Here is a 19,682-nt window from a genome sequence, read left to right as displayed (position 1 = left end):
GGCGTCGGCGTTCCTGGCCGAGCAGCTCACCACCCTTATCGTTGCTGTTAGTCATAAACATACCCGTTTGCCTATCCCTTATCGTAAGGGGGAAACGGTGTCCTGTCTTTCATGGGGCTCGTTCAATACCCAACCCGACCCAACTCAGCGCATCCCACAGCCCATCCCCCAGCAACGCGGCAAACAAACCGACGGCGCTGAGCAGGCCGATCCCCAGCGGAATGCCGAACACTTTCCAGAAACTCGATTGACGCGGCCTCATGCCTTGCCCGCCTTGCGCCGAACCCACCACAGGTACACACCGCTGCCGAGCACGACGATGGTCAGCCCATCCAGTAGCGCCCAGAGGATTTTCATCGGCATGCCGCCGTAGTCGCCGAAGTGCAGCGGCTGCGACATGCCCATGGCGTCCATGTACCACGGCCGCTCGGCGATCGCGGTGACGGCCAGGCTGCTGGCGTCGATCAGCACCGGCGTGAGCAGGTGCGAGGTCAGGTGGGTGCTGCCCTTCATGAACACCGCGTAATGGTGTTCACTGGAAAAGCGCGTGCCGGGGAAGGCGATGAAGTCCGGCTGCATGCCGGGCGCGGCCGCGGCGGCGATCTTGAGCAGATCGTTGGCCGGTGCGCGCAGGGTCAGCGGCGGGGCGTGCTGGTACGGTTCGATCATTGCGCTGAGGCTGTCGTTGCGCCAGGCGGCGATGATCAGGTCGGCGCAGGCGCTGATCACGCCGGTCACGCCGACCACCAGCGCCCAGGTCAGGGTGACCACGCCGATCAGGTTGTGCAGGTCGAGCCAACGCAGGCGGGTGGATTTGTCCTGGCGCACGGTGGCGAACGTCAAGCGGCGCATGAACGGCAGGTAAAGCAGCGTGCCCGAGACAATCGCCAGCCCAAACAGCAGGCCCATGAACGCCAGCAGCCACTTGCCCGGCAGGCCGGCGAACATATCCACATGCAGGCGCAGCAGGAACAGCGTCAAGCCGCCGTTGGCCGACGGCATCTCCACGGTTGCGCCGGTGCGCGCGTCGAGCATGAACGTGTGCGACGCATTGGGTTCGGTGCCGGCGGTGGCGGCCATGATCGCGATCACGCCGTGCGGGTCGTCTTCGTCCCACGCCAGGTATTGCATGACTTCGCCAGGGCGATGCGCCTGGGCTTTGGCCACCAGTTGCTCGAGGTTCAGCTGTGGTGTGTCGGCGGGCATCTGCTGCAACTCGGGTTCGTTGCCCAGCAGGTGATCGAGCTCGTGGTGGAAAATCAACGGCAGGCCGGTAAGGGCGAGCAACAGCAGGAACAAGGTGCAGATCAGGCTGGTCCAGGTGTGGATAAAGGACCAGCGGCGGATGGTTCGGCTTTTCATTTGTTGGCCTTCAGACACACCCAAGCCGCCCCTTGGGGGCGGCCGGGAGGTCAACTCAGTCGTTTACCACTGGTAGGTGGCGCTGGCGACCACACTGCGCTGGTCGCCGAAGTAGCAGTAGGAACCGTCACAGGTGGAGAGGTAGTCCTTGTCGAACAGGTTGGTCGCGTTCAGTTTCAGCGAGGCGCCTTTGAAGCTGTTGTCCAGGCGGCCGAGGTCGTAATGCACGGCGGCGTCGAACACCGTGTAGGCGTTGGCCTTGCCCGTCCAGGTATTGCCCTGGTCGCCATAGGTATTGCCGGTGTAGCGGGCCCCGGCGCCAATGCCGAAACCGTCGAGCATGCCGCTGTGCCAGGTGTAGTCCGTCCACAGGGAGGCTTGCTGGTTCGGCATCAGCTGCAGGCGGTTGCCCTTGTATTGGCCTTTTTGCACTTCAGACTTGGCCAGGGTGTAGGCGGCTATCAGCTTGAGGTTTTCACTCACGTCAGACACGGCTTCGAGTTCCAGGCCCTTGACCTTCACTTCGCCGGTCTGGTCGGTCACCGATTCGCCCCCGGCGCCGAAGCTGGTGACCAGCACGTTTTTCTGGGTCAGGTCGTAAACCGCTGCGCTGAGCAATGTGTTGGAGCCGGGAGGCTGATACTTGACCCCCAGTTCCCATTGCTTGCCCTGCGTGGGCTTGTACGATTTGACCGGGTCGACGCTGGCATTGCTCGCCGGCTGGAAGGACTCGGCGTAGGACAGGTACGGCACGAAGCCCGAATCGAAGACATAGCTCAGCGCCGCGTTGCCACTGAAGTTCCGGCTGCGGTCGGTGTTGGTCGCGTCGTCCTTGTTGAAGTACGTGGTGCCCTGATGCACCCAGTCTTCACGCCCGCCGAGGGTCAGGCGCCATTTGTCGAGGGCCATCTGGTCTTGCACGTAGAGGCCGGTCTGTATGGTTTTCTGGTTGTAGTCGTAGTACGCGTCGGAGCGCGGCGGGCGGACGATCGTCTGGCCGTAGGTCGGGTTGAAGATATTGGTCGTCCCGGCGCTGCCGAAAATCGACAGATACGAAGTGTCGGTGCGTTGATGATCGAGCCCCAGCAACAGCGTGTGCGTGATGTCAGTCGTGTTGAAGTCAGCCTGGAAATGGTTGTCGACCGCGAATTGGCCGATGTTTTCGTCAACGTTGGTCGACGAACGACCGATGTTGCCCGCAGCGTCGGCAGGGCCGTAGATCAGTGAGCCCACGGTCAGTTGCTGGAACGCCAGCTCCGACTTGGTGTAGCGCAGGTTCTGGCGGAACTGCCATGTATCGTTGAAGCGATGCTCGAACGCATAGCCCAGCGCGTAGTAGGTGCGGTCGTAAAATTCATAGTCCGGATCGCCGAGGTTCTTGTGGTGGGAGACCTCGCCCAGCGGCGATTTGATCTTGGTGCCCTGGATCGGCAGGAACTGGCTGGTGGTGCCGGTATCGTCGCGGGTGAACTGCGAGAGCAAGGTCAGTTGGGTATCGGGGTCGATGTTCCAGACCAGGCTGGGGGCGATGTTGTAGCGCTTGTTGTCGATATGGTCGACCTGGGTGCCAGCATCCCGGACCACGCCGCTGACGCCGTAAAGGAACTGGCCTTCATCATCGATCTTGCCGGTGCTGGCGAAATTGATCTGGCGATAGTTGTCGCTGCCGTATTGCACTTGAATGGCATGGCTCGACTCCGCGCTGGGGCGCCGGCTGACCATGTCCAGCAGGCCGCCCGGCGGGGTCTGGCCATAGACCGAGGAGGCTGGGCCACGCAGCAGGGCGAGGCGATCCAGGTTCCAGGTTTCGGCCTTGGGGTTGGCGTACACACCGCGTGGCAACGGCAGGCCGTCGAGGAATTGGGTCGGTTCGAAGCCGCGAACGCGCATCCAGTCGTAGCGGGTGTCGCTGCCGTAGCTGGCGGACACAATGCCGGGCATGTATTTGACGGCGTCATCCAGGTTCTGCACGTTGCGGTCCTGCATCTGCTCGCGGGTGGCGACGGAGATCGAGCGCGGTGCTTCGACCAGCGCGGTATCGGTCTTGGTGCCGGCGGCGGTGCGCGTCGCCAGGTAGCCCTGCACCGGGCCCCAGGCGCTTTCAGTGTTGCCCTGGGCAACGATGCTGGTTTGCGGCAACGCCACGACCCCGTCCGCAATCGCCACCAGCGTGTAAGTCCCCGCGCTGCTCTGCTCCACCTGCAAGCCGCTGCCGCGCAGTGCCTCGCGCAGTGCGCCCGGGGCGTCGAACTGGCCCTGGACCGGCGCCGAGGTTTTGCCCGCGGCCAGTGCCGGGCTGAGGGTCAGTGCGAGGCCGGCCTGGCTGGCGATCTGGTTCAGGGTGGCGGCCAATGGCGCGGCGGGCAGGTTGTAGGCGCGCACGCTGGACGCTTGCTCGGCGGCGATCAGCACGCTGCTGGTCAGCGGGGTGCTGAGGGCAATGGCCACGGCTAACAGGCTGGGGCGCAACAAGGTGTCTAGCGTGCGGGACATAGGGCGGCTCCTGAATGGAAGTAATTCGCAATTACCCATGTGCCGAGCGAGATTCGAAAAGTGATAGGGCTTGGGGAAAATAATTGTTGCCTGGGGCTATTCGGTGTTCTTGAGGGCCTCATCGCGGGCTTGCTCGCGATAGCAATATCCCCGACACCGCCGGACCTAGGGCCTACCCTTCACCGTCACCCACCACGGCGTGCGCTGTTCGATCCGCACCGGCAGCGTCGGCAGCAGCGCGTTGAGCGCCAGGGTGGTGTCGTGCAGCGGGAAGCTGCCGGTGATGCGCAGGTCGGCCACGGCGTTATCCACACCCAGGTAGCCGCGGCGATAACGGCTCAGTTCCTCGACCACATCGCCCAGGCGGGCGTTGTCCACCACCAGCATGCCGCGGGTCCAGGCGTCGGTGGCGGGGGTGACGGCGAGCAGCGGGCCGAGGCTGTCGCTGCGCATCAGCACTTGCTGGCCGGCCTTGAAGATCTGTTCCTGATGCAGCGCCTCGGGTTGTGCGGCCACCGCCGATTGCAGCACGCTCAGGCGCGTGGCGGCGTCCTCGCGTTTGACGATAAACCGCGTGCCCAGCGCGCGCAGGCTGCCGTCGCGGGTCTGCACATAGAACGGGCGCGCATCGTTGTGGCCGGTTTCGACGAGGATTTCGCCTTCCTGCAACACGATCAGCCGGCGTTTTTCATCGAAGCGCACATCGATGGCGCTGTGGGTGTTGAGGTTGATCTGCGTGCCGTCCGCCAGTGTCAGCGTGCGTTGTTCGCCGGTGGCGGTGCGTTGATCGGCCAGCCAATAGTGGAGCGGTACATAACGCTCCCCGGCAAACAAGGCCAGGCCGCAGACCAGTGCGATACTCGCCAGGCCGCTGCCGAGTTTGCGCACGCGCTGGCGAATGCCCTCGCGTGACTGCAACAACGCCGCCCGCGCCGGGCCCGAGGCCACGCTGAAGCGCTGGTCGAGCAGGCCCAGTTGGCGCCAGGCGCGGGCATGTTCTGCATCGCTGGCCAGCCATTTGGCGAACTCTTCCTGTTCCACGGCGCTGCCGTCCCCTGAGTCGAGGGACAGTTGCCAGGCAATCGCCGCATCCAGCACCCGGGCCGACACCGGTTTGCAACTGATCGCACTCACAGCGGCTCGCCATACAACGCGATGTAGCACTGACGGATGCCCTGGGCCAGGTACTGGCGCACGCGCGGCACCGACACGCCGAGGCGCCGGGCGATGTCGGCGTGGCCCAGGCCGTCGATGCGGTTGTAGAGGAACGCGGCGCGGGCCTTGCTCGACAGCGTGCCGAGCAGGCGGTCGATGGCCTTGAGGTCTTCGAGGATCAGTTGCTGGTCTTCCGGCGACGGCTGTTCGCTTTGCGGGATCAGCATCAATTCGCTGAGGTAGGCCTGTTCCAGGGCGGCGCGGCGGAAGTAGTCGAACAGCAAGCCTTTGGCGATCGCCACCAGGAAGGCGCGGGGCTCGCGGGGTTCGCGCAACCCGTCGCGGCCGAGCAGGCGCATGAAGGTGTCCTGGCTCAGGTCTTCGGCGCGGCTCGGGCAGGCCACATTGCGCCGCAGCCAGGCCAGCAGCCAGCCGCGATGGTCGCGATACAACGCACCGACAAGCTCACTGTGTGGGGTCTGGACCGACGACAAGGCATCACCGAATAAACAAGTTTAAACTAACGAGAATTATTCGCGATTGTGTCAGAGGCGTGCAGCGGGCGCAATTGGCGTCTGTCCGGCGGTGCTATTAAAACGATGGCGCCTGCTTGCGCCGTTTCCATTGGCTCAAACGTGCTTGCAGGGCGCGCGGTGTGTCGATGTGCTGCTGGCGCGCGCGGCTGAGCAGGATCAGCATCAGCTCCGCAGTGGCCAGGGCGTCGGCGCTGGCGTGATGGCGTTCGCCCACCTGCAGGTGGAAGTGGTCGATCCAGTCGTCCAGCCCGGCTTCGCGCAGCAGCGCCTCGGGGTACAGCAGCGGGGCGATGTCGGCCACGTCGAGGAAGGTATGGGCCAGGCGATAACCCAGGCTGTCCTTGAGCGCCCGGGCCAGCATGTGTTGATCGAACGGCGCATGGAAGGCCAGCAACGGGCTGTCGCCGACGAACTCCATGAAATCCAGCAACGCGTCCACCGGGTCACTGCCGGCGGCGATCGCGCTGGGGCCGAGACCGTGGATCAGCACGCTGGGGCTGAGTTTTGTTTCGGCGCGTTGCAGGGTGCGCTCGAACATCTGGGAAAAATCCACCGCGCCGTCCTCGATCACCACCGCACCGATGGACAACACCTGATCGCGGTTGAGGTTCAGGCCGCTGGTTTCCAGGTCCAGTACCACCCAGCGCTGGCTGCGCAATGCCGCGTCGCCCAGCGCGACCGGCTGGGGTAACTGCGCCAGGCGCTGCTGTTGTGTTGCGTCGAGATGGGGTTTGGCCGTGCGCAACCAACCAAATAAGTTCACAGCTGATACCGCACGGTCAGGCTGCTTTGCAGGCGCTGGGCCTGGCGCAGGGATTCGCGCAGGATGCGCCGGTCCAGGTGGTTGAGGCTGTCGGGGTCGACGCGGTTGGAATACGGCTGGTTTTCCCGCATCTGCAATTGGTGCTGCTGCATGCGGGTTTGCTGGATAAAGTGGTACGCCTCTTCATAGGCGGCGCCATCCAGCGGCTCGATCACTTCCTTGACCACCAACTGGCGCAGGCGCTCCAGGGTGTTGATGGCGTGGACGTCGTTGGCCAGGGCCAGCAGGCGCGCGCCGTCGACAAAGGGCGTCAGGCCTTGCACCTTGAGGTCGAGGGTGGCTTTTTCGCCGCCTTTGCGCGTCAGCACGAAATCGCGGAAGCGCCCCACCGGCGGGCGCTGGCGCAAGGCGTTCTCCGCCAGCATGCGCTGGAACAGGCGGTTATCCGCGACCTGGTCGAGAATGCCCTGGCGCAGTTGTTCACAGCCCTGTTCATCGCCCCACACCACCCGCAGGTCGAAATAGATGGTCGACCCCAGCAGGTTCTCCGGTGTGGCTTCGCGGATGAACGCCGCAAACCGTCGCGCCCATTCGGCCCGCGACAGGCACAGCTCGGGGTTGCCGGCCATGATGTTGCCTTTGCACAAGGTGAAGCCGCACTGCGCCAGGCTCTGGTTGATCTGCTGCGCGAGGGGCAGCAGGCGCGCGCGGATCTCAGCCGCTTCGGCGGAGTCCTTGGCGTCGAACAGGATGCCGTTGTCCTGGTCGGTGTAGAGCGTCTGCTCGCGCCGGCCTTCGCTGCCGAAACACAACCAGGTGAACGGCACGCCGGGGTCGCCTTTGTCGGCGAGGGTCAGCTCGATGACTCGGCACACGGTGTGATCGTTGAGCAGGGTAATGATGTGGGTGATCTGGGTCGACGACGCGCCATGGGCCAGCATGCGCTCCACCAACTGGCCGATCTCGCCGCGTATCGCCACCAGGTTTTCCACCTTGGGCGCGTTGCGGATGGTACGGGCCAGGTGGACCAGGTCCACGCGTTGCAGGGAAAACAGGTCGCGCTCGGACACCACGCCGCACAGACGCTGGTCTTTGACCAGGCACACGTGGGCGATATGCCGCTCGGTCATTGCAATGGCGGCGTCGAAGGCGCTGTGGTCCGGGGTGAGGAAGAACGGCGCATGGGTCATGTGCGCGTCGATCGGCAGGGTGAAATCGCTGGTGCCGTCGGCCACCACCTGGCGCAGATCGCGCAGGGTGAAGATCCCCAGGGGCGCCTTGTGCTCATCCACGATCACAATGCTGCCGACCTGTTGCTCGTGCATCAGCGTCACCGCTTCGCGCAACGGTGTAGCCGGGCTGCACGTCACCGGGTGGCGCATGGCCAACTCGCCGAGGCGGGTGTTCAAGGAATATTGGGTGCCGAGGGTTTCCACGGCTTTTTGCTGCACTTGCTGGTTGACCTGATCGAGCAGGCTGCTGACGCCGCGCAAGGCGAAATCGCGGAACTCGCTGGACAGCGCGAACAGCTTGATAAACGCCGGCTTGTTCAGTTGCAGGCAGAAGGTGTCTTCGGCGGCCTTGTGCTCGGTGCGCGTCGCACGTTCGCCCAGCAGTGCCGCCAGGGGGAAGCACTCGCCGGTGGCAATCTCAAAGGTGGGTTCGGCCGAATCCGGCCGTTCGCCGATGACCCGGCCCTGCTTGACGATGTAAAAGTGCTCCACCGGCCCGGCCGACGGCTTGAGGATGCTTTCGCCGGGGCCATAAAAGCGCAATTGGCACTGCTCTACCAGGAACGCGAGGTGCGCGTTTTCCATTTGGTTGAACGGCGGGAAGCGTTGCAGGAACTGCAAGGTGCCGTGGATGTTCTGCAACACCGCAGTTTTTCCCGCCTGGGCGAATGCATCAGCTTTACTCATAACTATGACCGCGATGTTTTTGTCGTTATCGTCCTGCATGGTCGACTCCTGCACGGCGGGTGCCCATTGGACGTAAGTCTAGGTCGATGAAAACGGCGCATAACTAGGGAAAAACCTTACATGACGATCGTCCAAACCCCGTAGAACGCCCACTAGGCAAACTTTCCGACGAAGTGCACATTGTTCGCCCTTCCGCAGATGTCTGACGAGTGTGCTGGGAGATTGATGAGAGCTAGCTGAGAACCGTATGTCCGACCACGATATTTTGAGTGATGCCGAGCGCGAAGCGCTGAGCGCTGTGATGCTGAAGCCTGATTTACCGCCACAACGCGTGTTGATCGTCGACGACGACAAGGACGCGCGCGAACTGCTGGCGGAAATCCTGGGCCTGGACGGGATTCGCTGCATGACCGCCGAGAGTGGTGAGGCAGCCTTGAAACTCTTGAAGTCGAGCCGCTCCATTGGGTTGCTGATCACCGACCTGCGCATGGCGCCGAGCAACGGCCTCCAGTTGATTCGCGAAGTGCGCGAATCCGAGCGCGCGGCGTTGCCGATCATCGTTGTGTCCGGGAACGCCGGAGCGCTGGATGTGATCGATGCGATGCATTTGAGCGTGGTGGACTTTCTGCTCAAGCCGATTGATAGCGTGAAGTTGGCGAAGATGGTCAAGCGCGAGTTGGGGATGAGTTCCTGATTTTTGCGGTGTATGTAATGGCCTCATCGGGGGCAAGCCCCCTCCCACAGTTGACCGCGTACATCCTGTGGGAGGGGGCTTGCCCCCGATGAGGCCATTCCGGACACCACAAGCCTCAAAGAAAAAGCCCTGATCGCAAGACCAGGGCTTTTTCATTTACAGGCCGTTTTTAGCCTTGAACTCCCGACGCCTGCGATGCAACACCGGCTCGGTATAACCGTTAGGCTGTTTGGTGCCTTCAATCACCAACTCCACCGCCGCCTGGAACGCGATATTGCTATCGAAGTCCGGCGCCAGCGGGCGGTACAACGCATCCCCGGCATTCTGACGGTCTACCACCGGCGCCATGCGCTTGAGGCTTTCCATCACCTGATCCTGAGTGACCACGCCGTGGCGCAGCCAGTTGGCGATGTGCTGGCTGGAAATGCGCAGGGTGGCGCGGTCTTCCATCAGGCCGATGTCGTTGATGTCCGGCACTTTCGAGCAGCCGACGCCCTGGTCGATCCAGCGCACCACATAACCGAGGATGCCCTGGGCGTTGTTGTCCAGCTCGTTGCGGATCTCTTCGTCCGACCAGTTAGGGTTGTTCGCCAGCGGGATGGTCAGGATATCGTCCAGCGACGCGCGCTCGCGCTTGGCCAGTTCGGCCTGGCGCGCGAACACGTCGACCTTGTGGTAGTGCAACGCGTGCAACGCAGCCGCCGTCGGCGACGGCACCCAGGCGGTGTTGGCGCCGGCCAGCGGGTGGGCGATTTTCTGTTCGAGCATCGCCGCCATCAGGTCGGGCATGGCCCACATGCCTTTACCGATCTGCGCACGGCCTTGCAGGCCGGTAGCCAGGCCGATATCCACGTTCCAGTTTTCGTAGGCGCCGATCCATTTTTCCGTCTTCATCGCGGCCTTGCGCACCATCGCGCCGGCTTCCATGGAGGTGTGGATTTCATCGCCGGTGCGGTCGAGGAAGCCGGTGTTGATAAACACCACGCGCTCGCTGGCGGCCTTGATGCAGGCCTTGAGGTTGACCGTGGTACGGCGCTCCTCGTCCATGATCCCAACCTTGAGGGTGTTGCGCGGCAGGTTCAGCACGTCTTCGATGCGGCCGAACAGCTCGTTGGTGAACGCCGCTTCTTCCGGGCCGTGCATTTTCGGTTTCACGATGTACACGGAGCCGGTGCGGCTGTTCTTGCGGCTGCTGTTGCCGTTGAGGCTGTGGATCGCCGCCAGGCTGGTGAGCAGGCCGTCGAGAATGCCTTCCGGTACTTCGTTGCCGTTTTTGTCGAGGATCGCGTCGATGGTCATCAAGTGGCCAACGTTGCGCACGAACAGCAGCGAGCGACCGTGCAGTGTCACGTCCTGGCCATTCACGCCGGTGTAGACGCGGTCGGCGTTCATGGTGCGGGTGAAGGTCTTGCCGCCTTTGGCCACTTCTTCGGCCAGGTCGCCTTTCATCAGGCCGAGCCAGTTGCGGTAGATCACCACTTTGTCGTCGGCATCGACGGCGGCGACGGAGTCTTCGCAGTCCATGATGGTGGTCAGCGCGGCTTCCATCAGCACGTCTTTGACGCCGGCCGCGTCGGTCTGGCCGACCGGGGTGCTGGCATCGATCTGGATTTCGAAATGCAGGCCGTTGTGTTTGAGCAGGATCGCAATCGGCTGGGCGCTGTCGCCCTGGAAACCGATCAACTGGGCATCGTCGCGCAGGCCGCTGTTGCTGCCGCCTTTGAGGCTGACCACGAGTTTGCCGTCAACGATCTTGTAGCCAGTGGAATCGACGTGGCTGCCGGCGCTGAGCGGCGCGGCTTCGTCGAGGAAGGCGCGGGCGAAGGCGATGACCTTGTCGCCGCGCACCTTGTTGTAGCCCTGGCCCTTTTCGGCGCCGTCGGCTTCGCTGATGGCGTCGGTGCCATACAGCGCGTCATACAGCGAGCCCCAGCGCGCATTGGAGGCGTTGAGGGCGAAACGGGCGTTCATCACCGGCACAACCAGCTGGGGGCCGGCCATGCGGGCGATTTCGTCATCGACGTTTTGGGTCGAGGCCTGGAAGTCTGCGGCTTCTGGCAGCAGGTATCCGATATCTTGCAGGAAGGCTTTGTAGGCCACCGGGTCATGCGCCTGGCCGGCGTGAGTCTGGTGCCAGGTGTCGATCCGCGCTTGGAAATCGTCGCGTTTGGCGAGTAGGGCTTTGTTCTTCGGTGCCAGGTCGTGGATGACCTTGTCGGCACCGGCCCAGAACTGGTCGGCAGTGATGCCGGTACCGGGAATGGCTTCGTTGTTCACGAAGTCGAACAGGACTTTGGCGACCTGCAGGCCACCGACTTGAACGTGTTCAGTCATTGCTTGCCTCACTCTGCGGAGCTTATGCGCTTTTCAGCTTTTCAATTTACCAATGAAGCCTCTGGCCATTTAAACCGCGGGCACGCTGCGCCGGTACATGCCTGTGAAGGCGGCTGGGCAGGCTGTGTCGCGGAGCATGGTTGCCGTGGCAGACATCGACCCAACGTTATGTAGTGCGCGATTGCGCATACTACATGATGACTTGCGCTTGTGAAAATTAGACTAAATACGTCGTTTAGCGACCCACTTTGGTCGTATGGTCACAGTGGGGTCTTGGATGTTCTCAAGAAACAGATGGATTGTTCCAGATAAATATAAAAATGGTACACGATTTGTTTTCGGGGGCATCTGCGTCCACCTTGTAGATTGAATTCCAGAGGGCTTCGCCATGGACCATCTTGTACTCACTATCATTGCCGCCGACAAACCCGGCCTGGTTGAACGCATTGCGCAGAACATCGCGGCCCACGGCGGCAACTGGCTGGAGAGCCGCATGGCGCACATGGCCGGGCAGTTTGCCGGGATTCTGAGGGTCAGCGTTCCCGCCGAGAACCGTCAGGCCCTGGTGAATGCGCTGGAGGACTTATCCACACACGGCATTCGCGTGCTGGTGGGCGAGAGCGGCGCCGGGCAGGCGGCGGCGTCCAAACCGATCACCATGACGCTGGTGGGCAACGACCGGCCGGGGATCGTGCGTGAGATTACCGCGCTGTTGAGCAAGCAGGGGGTGAACCTCGAACGCTTGAGCACCGACGTGCGCCCGGCGCCGATGAGCGGCGACCCGCTGTTCCACGCCGATGCATCACTGGCGGTGCCGTCTGGCTTGGCGCTGGACACCCTGCAAGCGGCCCTGGAAACCCTGGCCGACGACTTGATGGTGGAGTTGGAACTGCGCCGCGAGGAATAACCACCCACAAGGTTATGCATGGAAATCTTGCATGGGCCTGTGGATAACCTGTAGAGACCCGGCGCCAGGCCACGCCGGCCGTGCTTCTCCGTCAGCTGAGCAAAAAACGAGCAGTTTCAAGGGCTTGTACACAAATGGCGGGGATCAGGTTGTGGATAACCTTGGGGTGGATCTCTGCAAGCCATGCGGGCCGTGGCTTGCAGAGGTTTGTACGTTATTTGATCAGCGTTTGCGCACGGTCAGCCAGGCGTCCAGGCTGTAGACCACCAGGCCGGCCCAGATAAACGCGAAGGCGATCAGCGTGCTGGTTGCCAGTTGTTCACCAAACAGCAGCACCGCTTCGAGCAGCACCAGGGTCGGCGCCACGTACTGCAAAAAGCCCAGGGCGGTGTAGGGCAAATGCCGTGCGGCGGCGTTGAAGCACACCAGTGGGATCAGCGTCACCGGGCCGGCGGCCACCAGCCACCAGGCTTCGGACGTACTCCAGAATGCCAGCTGCGCGCTGTGCGCCGACGGGTTGAACAGCAACCAGGCGACGGCGATCGGCACCAACATCCAGGTTTCCACCACCAGCCCCGGCAGTGCCTTGACCGGCGCCTGCTTGCGGATCAGGCCATAGAAACCGAAGGTCAGCGCCAGCGCCAGCGACACCCACGGCAAACTGCCCACCTGCCACACCTGTTGCGCCACCCCCGCGGCGGCGAGACCGACGGCGAGCCATTGCAGGCGGCGCAGGCGTTCGCCGAGGAGCAGCATGCCGAGCAACACGTTCACCAGCGGGTTGATGTAGTAACCCAGGCTGGCTTCGAGCATGCGTCCGCTGTTCACCGACCACACATAGGTCAGCCAGTTAGCCGCAATCAACGCCCCGCTGAGCGCCAGGATCGCCAGGCGCCGCGGGTTATCGCGCAGTTCGCGGAACCAGCCGGGGTGTTTCCAGACCATCAGCAACAGCGTGCCGAACAGCGCCGACCAGAGCACGCGGTGTACGATGATTTCGGCGGCGGGGACACTGGCGATGGCTTTGAAATAGAGCGGGAACAGACCCCAGATGACATAGGCGCTCAGGCCCAGGATGTAGCCCTTGCGGGGGTTGGCGGCGTGCATTGCAGAATCCTTGCTTAGGCAGCTAACAAAGCGCGATTGTAAGGATATTTGTCCGCTCGTGGGGCCTGCAGTGCTTTATGTGGGAGGGGGCTTGCTCCCTCCCACAGGAAGCAACGCCGTCAGAACAGTTTCAGCGGTTCTTCGTTGAGCGCCGACAACTGTTCGCGCAACGCCAACACCTGATCACCCCAATACCGCTCGCTGCCGAACCACGGAAAGCTGTGGGGGAACGCCGGATCATCCCAGCGCCGCGCGAGCCAGGCGCTGTAGTGCATCAGGCGCAAGGCCCGCAGCGGTTCGATCAGCGCCAGTTCGCGCGGGTCGAAATCGTGGAATTCCTGGTAGCCGTCCATCAACTCCGACAGCTGGCCCAGACATTCCTGACGGTCGCCGGCGAGCATCATCCACAGGTCCTGTACGGCCGGGCCCATGCGGCAGTCATCGAGGTCGACGATGTGGAACATCTCGTCGCGGCACATCATGTTGCCGGGGTGGCAATCGCCGTGCATGCGGATGTTCTTGTGCGGCGTGGCCTTGTACACCTCTTCCACACGCTTGAGCAGGTCGCGGGCCACGGACTCGTAGGCCGGCAGCAGGCTTTTGGGAATGAAGTTGCCTTCGAGCAGGGTGGTCAGGGAGTCGTGGCCGAAGTTCTTCACGCCCAGGGCTTCGCGGTGTTCGAACGGGCGGGTCGCGCCGACCGCGTGCAAGCGCCCGAGCAACTGGCCAAGGCGATAGAGCTGGTCCAGATTGCCCGGCTCCGGCGCCCGGCCGCCACGGCGCGGGAACAGAGCGAAGCGGAAACCGGCGTGTTCGAACAGGCTTGAGCCGTTATGGATCATCGGCGCGACCACCGGCACATCGCACTCGGCCAGTTCGAAGGTGAAGCTGTGTTCTTCGAGGATCGCTTCGTTGCTCCAGCGCTGCGGTCGGTAGAACTTGGCGATCAGCGGCTCGGCGTCTTCGATGCCCACTTGATACACACGGTTTTCGTAGCTGTTGAGCGCCAATACGCGCGCATCGCTGAGGAAGCCGATACTTTCGACAGCATCGAGCACCAGGTCGGGGGTGAGTGTTTCAAACGGATGGGCCATGCGAACTCCTGCGCGCAGCAGGGCGCCGCGTCCGGCCGGGTATGGTAACGCACCGGGCTTGAGATAGGGGGCGGCTGTGCCATTGCTATCGGGGGCAAGCCCCCTCCCACAGTTGAAGGTATTCACAAATCAAAATGTGGCAGGAGGCTTGCCCCCTCTCACAGTTGAAGGTATTCACAAATCAACATGTGGCAGGGGGCTTGCCCCCTCCCACAGTTGAAGGTATTCACAAATCAACATGTGGCAGGGGGCTTGCCCCCTCTCACAGTTGAAGGTATTCACAAATCAAAATGTGGCAGGAGGCTTGCCCCCTCCCACAGTTGAAGGTATTCACAAATCAAAATGTGGCAGGGGGCTTGCCCCCCTCTCACAGTTGAAGGTATTCACAAATCAAAATGTGGCAGGAGGCTTGCCCCCTCTCACAGTTGAAGGTATTCACAAATCAAAATGTGGCAGGGGGCTTGCCCCCGATAGCGGTCTGTCAGGCGCCCACGATCCCACCATCATCCCGCCGAATCGCCATCACCGACGAACGCGGTTTGCCATTGGGCAGATGCTCCGGCCAGGTCGAACCGCCGGTTTCGCCGGGATGCTGAATCCCCACGAACAAGGTCTTCTGATCCGGCGAGAAGCTGATCCCCGTCACCTCGCACGCCACCGGCCCGACCATGAAACGGCGGATTTCGCCGGTGTTGGGGTCGGCGCAGAGCATCTGGTTATTGCCCATGCCGGCGAAGTCGCCGCCGTTGCTGTAGTCACCGTCGGTCAGAATCCACAGGCGCCCGGCTTTGTCGAAACCCAGGCCATCGGGGCTGTTGAACATGTTCTGCGGGTTGATGTTCGACGAGCCGCCCTTCGGCGTACCGGCATGCACGCCGGGGTTGCCCGCGACCACAAACAGATCCCAGGTGAAATCGGCGGCGCCGTGGTTATCGGCGTTGGGCTTCCAGCGCAGGATCTGGCCGTAGACGTTTTTCTCGCGTGGGTTGGGCCCACCGACCGGCTGGCCGTCTTCGCCGCGCTTGGCGTTGTTGGTCAGGGTGCAATAGACCTGGCCGTCGGTGGGGCTGACCACGATCCATTCCGGGCGGTCCATGCGCGTGGCTTTCACCACACTGGCAGCCAGGCGTGCATGGATCAGCACTTCGGCCTGGCTGGCGAAACCGGTGCTGGCGTCGATGCCGTTCTTGCCATGGGTCAACTCGACCCACTGGCCGTTGCCCTTGGGGTGGTCGGCGTTGCCGTCGCCAGCGTCGAAGATCGCCACAAACAACGTGCCATGGTCGAGCAGGTCTTTGTTGGCCTTGGGGTTCTGGTGGTCGATCGGGTCGCGGCTGACGAACTTGTAGATGAATTCGCCGCGCTCGTCGTCGCCCATGTACACCACGGCGCGGCCGTCGCGGGTTTCCGCGAGGGCTGCGTTTTCATGCTTGAAGCGGCCAAGGGCGGTGCGTTTGACGGGGGTGGAATGCGGGTCGAACGGGTCGATTTCCACCACCCAGCCATGGCGATTGAGTTCGTTGGGATTCTTGGCCATATCGAAACGCGGGTCGTGCAGGTGCCAGTTGATCTCCTTGCTCGCCGCCACCACGCCGTAGCGCTTTTGCCCGGCGTCGAAGGTTTGTTGTGGGTTGCTGCTGCCGAAGCAGTCGGTGAAGTTCTCTTCGCACGTCAGATAAGTGCCCCACGGCGTCTTGCCGTTGGCGCAGTTCTGGAAGGTGCCGAGGGCTTTTTTGCCGGATTTGTCGGCGCTGGTTTTCAGCCAGTCATGGCCGGCCGCCGGGCCGCTCAGGCGGATCGGCGAGTTGCCGTGGATGCGCCGGTTGTAGCGCGAGTCCTGGACGAACTGCCAGGTGTCGCCCTGGCGGCGCACTTCGATCACCGACACACCTTCGCTGGCCTGGGCCTTGCGCACGTCTTCGGCCGATTGCGGCGCGCCGCCGTGGGCGAAGAGGTAGCGGTAGTTGGTGTATTCGTTATTGATCGCCATCAACGCGCGGTTGTCGTCGCCGGGGAAGGCGAACAGGCTCATGCCATCGTTGTTGTCACCGAACTGCTGCTCCTGGGCCTTGGCCGTGCCGTTGCCGGAAGGGTCGAACGCCGGGGCATTCTTGTGCAGCGGCTGGCCCCAACTGATCAGCACCGAGGCGCTGTAGCCGGGCGGCAGGGTGATGCTGTCGCTGGTGGCGGCGGCGATGCTGGCGAACCCCAGCAGCGGGCTGGCGTTGGCGGCATTCACGGCCAGCGCGCTGCGGGTCAGCAGGTTGCCGCCGAGGAACATCGCGGCTCCGCACAGGGCACCGGCGCCGATGAAGCGGCGGCGGGTGAGGCCGACCATCTGTTCGAGGTCGGTGGCTTGGTTTTCTTCTAATAGGCTCATGTCAGGCTCCCTGCGGTTTTTGCAGACACCATAAGGAGCGGGCATGACGAAATTGTTGCAGTTTGACGGCGGGCGCAGCAGGCCCGGCGCTTAGACGGGCGTGCCGAGCAATACATTGCTCGGCGCGAATTGCACCTGGATCGGCTGGCCTTCGGCGGCGCCCAGGGCCTTGAGCGCGTGGGGCTGGGCCAGGGCGCAAAGTACCTGGCCGTTGGGCAGGGCGATTCGCACTTCGCTGGGGCCGTCCTCGGCGTCGAGAATGGCGTCGACGCTGCCGATCAGGCAATTGTGTCCAGGTGTTTCTGGGTGCTGGCTGGCGCACACCTCCAGCCAGCCGGCCTTGATCAGGGCGACCACTTCGACACCGGCTTCCAGCTCCAGCCGTTGCGTGCTGTCGTGGGTGATCTGCGCGCTCAGGCTCAGGCCGCCGGCCAGTTGCAGGCGGATCAGATCATTGCGGCCGTGACGCTCGATGGCGACGACCTGGCCATGCAGTTGGTTGCGCGCACTGGTGCGCAGCATCAGGCGGCCCAGCAGGTTGAAGTCGCTGGCAGCTTCGTCCGAGCCGAGCACTTCGGCCTGTAACACTTGCAGGCGCTGATAGAGACGCAGCACGCGCTCGCCTTCGGCCGTCAGCCTGGCGCCGCCGCCGCCCTTGCCGCCGACGCTGCGTTCCACCAACGGGTTTTGCGCGAGGTTGTTCAGTTCGTCGATGGCGTCCCAGGCCGCTTTGTAGCTCAAGCCGGCGCTTTTCGCCGCGCGGGTGATCGAGCCCTGCTCGGCGATATGCGCGAGCAAAGCGATGCGCTGCGGGCGACGGATGATGTGTTGGCTGAGGGAGGTCGGCAGAGACATGGGGTTACGCTTCGATGAGATGAGCGGAACGTTGCGGGCAAGGCCGGCCGGAGTCAAGTCAGGCACCCGGTTTGGGCGTGCGCGCCAGGCAGTACACGTCGACCTGCCGCGCTCCGGCCTCCGTCAACAGACGTGCCAGGCTATGGGCGGTCGCGCCGGTGGTGAGCACGTCGTCGACCAGCGCAAAGTGGCGGTCGTGTACCGGTATGTCGCGCGCCAGGGCGAAGGCGCCGCGCAGGTTGCGTTGGCGGCTCTTGGCGTCGAGCGCCTGTTGCGCGACGGTTTCACTGGGGCGTAACAACAGGTGTTCATTGTAGGCAATGTGCAGTTCGGCGCTGAGCCAGCGTGCCAGCATCAACGCCTGGTTATAACCGCGCTCGCGCAGGCGTTTGCGCGCCATGGGCACCGGCAGCAGACAGTCGGGGCGCGGCAGTTCGGCATTGTCGAAGCGGTGTTGCAGATGGCGTCCCAGCAAGCGCCCCAGCAGATGCCCGAGGGGCCAGCGCGCCTGATGCTTGAAGCGGCTGATCAGGCTATCGACGGGGAAGCTGTAGCGCCAGGCGGCAATGACCTGTTTAAAGGCCGGCGGGTGTTTCTGGCATTGGCCGCAGATCAGACCGTCCAGCGGCAGGGGCAGGGCGCAGACCTCGCACTGCTCCATCAGCCAGGGCAGCTCGGTTTCGCAGGCGTTGCACACACAATCGGCCGACTCAGTGGCTTCATCGCAGATTAAACAGTTCTGTACGTTTTTTGACCATATGTAAACTTGGTGTTTGTATCCAGGTTGACAGTGCATGAATCTTCCTTAAATATGCCGAGCATCCGTGTCGTGCCTGTGGGTATTGCCCTTCCCGCAGCGTTTGCCAAAGCATAATCAAGGAATCGCCCATGAGCGCCAGCACCACTGCCACCCTGCGTCACGATTGGTCCTTGGCCGAAGTCAAAGCACTGTTCGTGCAACCGTTCAATGACCTGTTGTTCCAGGCGCAGACCGTACACCGCGCGCATTTCGATGCGAACCGTGTGCAGGTGTCGACCCTGCTGTCGATCAAGACCGGCGCCTGCCCGGAAGATTGCAAATATTGTCCGCAGTCGGGCCACTACAACACCGGCCTGGAAAAAGAAAAGCTGATGGAAGTGCAGAAGGTCCTCGAAGAGGCGGCCCGCGCCAAGGCCATCGGTTCGACCCGCTTCTGCATGGGCGCGGCGTGGAAACATCCGTCGGCCAAAGACATGCCCTACGTGCTGCAGATGGTCAAAGGCGTGAAGGCCATGGGCCTGGAAACCTGCATGACCCTCGGCCGTCTCGACCAGGACCAGACCGAAGCCCTGGCCCAGGCCGGCCTCGACTACTACAACCACAACCTCGACACGTCGCCGGAGTTCTACGGCTCGATCATCACCACCCGCACCTACGCCGAGCGCCTGCAAACCCTGGCCTATGTGCGCGATTCGGGGATGAAGATCTGCTCCGGCGGCATTCTCGGCATGGGCGAGTCCCTCGACGACCGCGCCAACCTGCTGATCCAGCTGGCCAACCTGCCGGAGCATCCGGAATCGGTGCCGATCAATATGCTGGTGAAGGTGGCCGGCACGCCGCTGGAAAACGCCGAGGAGATCGACCCGTTCGACTTTATCCGCATGCTGGCGGTGGCGCGCATCCTGATGCCGCAGTCCCATGTGCGCCTGTCGGCCGGCCGTGAGGCGATGAATGAGCAGATGCAGGCCCTGGCGTTCTTTGCTGGCGCCAACTCGATCTTCTACGGCGACAAACTGCTGACCACCGCCAACCCGCAGGCCGACAAGGACATGCAACTGTTCTCGCGCCTGGGCATCTTGCCGGAAGCGCGGGAAGAGCACGCCGACGAAGTCCACCAGGCGGCGATCGAGCAAGCGTTGGTGGAACAGAAAAGCAGCGAGCAGTTCTACAACGCCGCGGTTTAAAGCACCACGGCGATCCAAATGTGGGAGCTGGCTTGCCTGCGATAGCGGTCTTTCTGACACTTCGGTGGTGACAGTCCTGCCGCTATCGCAGGCAAGCCAGCTCCCACAGGGGATCGCGCCCTGTCTTACATTTCTCTGA

The 19,682-nt window shown here is 62.9% G+C and carries 16 protein-coding genes; 3 read left to right on the top strand and 13 right to left on the bottom strand.

Annotated elements, in window-relative coordinates:
- Positions 1–109 precede the first annotated feature (109 nt).
- The 7 genes from TU80_RS33135 to TU80_RS22045 all read right to left on the bottom strand — a co-directional run bounded on the left by TU80_RS33135 (position 110) and on the right by TU80_RS22045 (position 8,228).
- The gene (locus tag TU80_RS33135) at positions 110–262 is read right to left on the bottom strand and encodes a hypothetical protein (RefSeq protein WP_090234716.1); all 153 of its coding nucleotides are present in this window, start codon (positions 260–262) and stop codon (positions 110–112) included.
- Positions 259–1,362 (bottom strand): PepSY-associated TM helix domain-containing protein, encoded by a 1,104-nt coding sequence (locus TU80_RS22070; RefSeq protein WP_057005413.1) that lies wholly within the window; start codon positions 1,360–1,362, stop codon positions 259–261. Before TU80_RS22070 ends, TU80_RS33135 begins: the two co-directional genes overlap by 4 nt.
- A 63-nt stretch (positions 1,363–1,425) precedes the next feature.
- Positions 1,426–3,855 (bottom strand): TonB-dependent siderophore receptor, encoded by a 2,430-nt coding sequence (locus tag TU80_RS22065; RefSeq protein WP_057005412.1) that lies wholly within the window; start codon positions 3,853–3,855, stop codon positions 1,426–1,428.
- Between the two features lie 165 nt (positions 3,856–4,020).
- Positions 4,021–4,989 (bottom strand): FecR domain-containing protein, encoded by a 969-nt coding sequence (locus TU80_RS22060; RefSeq protein ID WP_046381829.1) that lies wholly within the window; start codon positions 4,987–4,989, stop codon positions 4,021–4,023.
- Positions 4,986–5,504, bottom strand: coding sequence for an RNA polymerase sigma factor (locus TU80_RS22055; protein ID WP_026140138.1), 519 nt, complete (start codon positions 5,502–5,504; stop codon positions 4,986–4,988). The genes TU80_RS22060 and TU80_RS22055 overlap by 4 nt, the downstream gene beginning before the upstream one ends.
- Before the next feature lie 97 nt (positions 5,505–5,601).
- On the bottom strand, positions 5,602–6,309 hold the full coding sequence (locus TU80_RS22050) for a 3'-5' exonuclease (protein WP_057005411.1): 708 nt from the start codon (positions 6,307–6,309) through the stop codon (positions 5,602–5,604).
- Positions 6,306–8,228, bottom strand: a complete 1,923-nt coding sequence (locus tag TU80_RS22045; RefSeq protein ID WP_169850728.1) for a DUF294 nucleotidyltransferase-like domain-containing protein — start codon at positions 8,226–8,228, stop codon at positions 6,306–6,308. The genes TU80_RS22050 and TU80_RS22045 overlap by 4 nt, the downstream gene beginning before the upstream one ends.
- Positions 8,229–8,475: 247 nt before the next feature.
- On the opposite strand from TU80_RS22045, the gene TU80_RS22040 reads away from it, so the two are divergent.
- Positions 8,476–8,922, top strand: coding sequence for a response regulator (locus TU80_RS22040; protein WP_057005409.1), 447 nt, complete (start codon positions 8,476–8,478; stop codon positions 8,920–8,922).
- Between the two features lie 156 nt (positions 8,923–9,078).
- On the opposite strand, the gene TU80_RS22035 is transcribed toward TU80_RS22040, so the two are convergent.
- Positions 9,079–11,256 (bottom strand): malate synthase G, encoded by a 2,178-nt coding sequence (locus TU80_RS22035; RefSeq protein ID WP_046489083.1) that lies wholly within the window; start codon positions 11,254–11,256, stop codon positions 9,079–9,081.
- Positions 11,257–11,644: 388 nt separating this feature from the next.
- Here TU80_RS22035 and TU80_RS22030 point away from each other — a divergent pair, with 388 nt between their 5' ends.
- Positions 11,645–12,163, top strand: a complete 519-nt coding sequence (locus TU80_RS22030) for a glycine cleavage system transcriptional repressor (RefSeq protein ID WP_017847852.1) — start codon at positions 11,645–11,647, stop codon at positions 12,161–12,163.
- A 222-nt stretch (positions 12,164–12,385) separates the two neighbouring features.
- Here the strand turns inward: TU80_RS22030 and rarD are convergent, their stop codons facing one another.
- From rarD to TU80_RS22005, 5 genes are all read right to left on the bottom strand, one after another.
- Complete coding sequence (gene rarD / locus TU80_RS22025) at positions 12,386–13,270, bottom strand: EamA family transporter RarD (RefSeq protein ID WP_017847851.1); 885 nt, start codon at positions 13,268–13,270, stop codon at positions 12,386–12,388.
- A 119-nt stretch (positions 13,271–13,389) separates the two neighbouring features.
- Entirely contained in the window at positions 13,390–14,364 is a 975-nt protein-coding gene (locus TU80_RS22020; protein ID WP_017847850.1) for a serine/threonine protein kinase, read from the bottom strand.
- 481 nt (positions 14,365–14,845) lie between these two features.
- Positions 14,846–16,744, bottom strand: coding sequence for a PhoX family protein (locus TU80_RS22015; protein WP_046489087.1), 1,899 nt, complete (start codon positions 16,742–16,744; stop codon positions 14,846–14,848).
- Between the two features lie 90 nt (positions 16,745–16,834).
- Positions 16,835–17,599, bottom strand: a complete 765-nt coding sequence (locus tag TU80_RS22010; RefSeq protein WP_057005408.1) for a TOBE domain-containing protein — start codon at positions 17,597–17,599, stop codon at positions 16,835–16,837.
- A 58-nt stretch (positions 17,600–17,657) separates the two neighbouring features.
- Positions 17,658–18,395 carry a ComFC family protein gene (locus tag TU80_RS22005; RefSeq protein WP_057005407.1) on the bottom strand — a complete coding sequence of 246 codons (738 nt, stop codon included), beginning with the start codon at positions 18,393–18,395 and terminating at the stop codon, positions 17,658–17,660.
- Positions 18,396–18,487: 92 nt separating this feature from the next.
- On the opposite strand from TU80_RS22005, the gene bioB reads away from it, so the two are divergent.
- Positions 18,488–19,543, top strand: a complete 1,056-nt coding sequence (gene bioB, locus TU80_RS22000) for a biotin synthase BioB (RefSeq protein ID WP_017847846.1) — start codon at positions 18,488–18,490, stop codon at positions 19,541–19,543.
- Positions 19,544–19,682 lie beyond the last annotated feature (139 nt).

The organism is Pseudomonas veronii, assembly GCF_001439695.1.
GTDB classification, from domain to species: Bacteria; Pseudomonadota; Gammaproteobacteria; order Pseudomonadales; family Pseudomonadaceae; genus Aquipseudomonas; species Aquipseudomonas veronii.
Note: the sequence above shows the minus strand (reverse complement) of the source record. Positions and strands in the feature narration are given on the sequence as shown.

What these genes read in the sequence shown, in the direction of transcription:
- TU80_RS33135 (WP_090234716.1), bottom strand. Translation starts at nt 262, where the DNA reads ATGAGGCCGCGTCAATCGAGTTTCTGGAAAGTGTTCGGCATTCCGCTG.
- TU80_RS22070 (WP_057005413.1), bottom strand. Translation starts at nt 1,362, where the DNA reads ATGAAAAGCCGAACCATCCGCCGCTGGTCCTTTATCCACACCTGGACC.
- TU80_RS22065 (WP_057005412.1), bottom strand. Translation starts at nt 3,855, where the DNA reads ATGTCCCGCACGCTAGACACCTTGTTGCGCCCCAGCCTGTTAGCCGTG.
- TU80_RS22045 (WP_169850728.1), bottom strand. Translation starts at nt 8,228, where the DNA reads ATGAGTAAAGCTGATGCATTCGCCCAGGCGGGAAAAACTGCGGTGTTG.
- TU80_RS22040 (WP_057005409.1), top strand. Translation starts at nt 8,476, where the DNA reads ATGTCCGACCACGATATTTTGAGTGATGCCGAGCGCGAAGCGCTGAGC.
- TU80_RS22035 (WP_046489083.1), bottom strand. Translation starts at nt 11,256, where the DNA reads ATGACTGAACACGTTCAAGTCGGTGGCCTGCAGGTCGCCAAAGTCCTG.
- TU80_RS22030 (WP_017847852.1), top strand. Translation starts at nt 11,645, where the DNA reads ATGGACCATCTTGTACTCACTATCATTGCCGCCGACAAACCCGGCCTG.
- rarD (WP_017847851.1), bottom strand. Translation starts at nt 13,270, where the DNA reads ATGCACGCCGCCAACCCCCGCAAGGGCTACATCCTGGGCCTGAGCGCC.
- TU80_RS22020 (WP_017847850.1), bottom strand. Translation starts at nt 14,364, where the DNA reads ATGGCCCATCCGTTTGAAACACTCACCCCCGACCTGGTGCTCGATGCT.
- TU80_RS22015 (WP_046489087.1), bottom strand. Translation starts at nt 16,744, where the DNA reads ATGAGCCTATTAGAAGAAAACCAAGCCACCGACCTCGAACAGATGGTC.
- TU80_RS22010 (WP_057005408.1), bottom strand. Translation starts at nt 17,599, where the DNA reads ATGTCTCTGCCGACCTCCCTCAGCCAACACATCATCCGTCGCCCGCAG.
- TU80_RS22005 (WP_057005407.1), bottom strand. Translation starts at nt 18,395, where the DNA reads ATGCACTGTCAACCTGGATACAAACACCAAGTTTACATATGGTCAAAA.
- bioB (WP_017847846.1), top strand. Translation starts at nt 18,488, where the DNA reads ATGAGCGCCAGCACCACTGCCACCCTGCGTCACGATTGGTCCTTGGCC.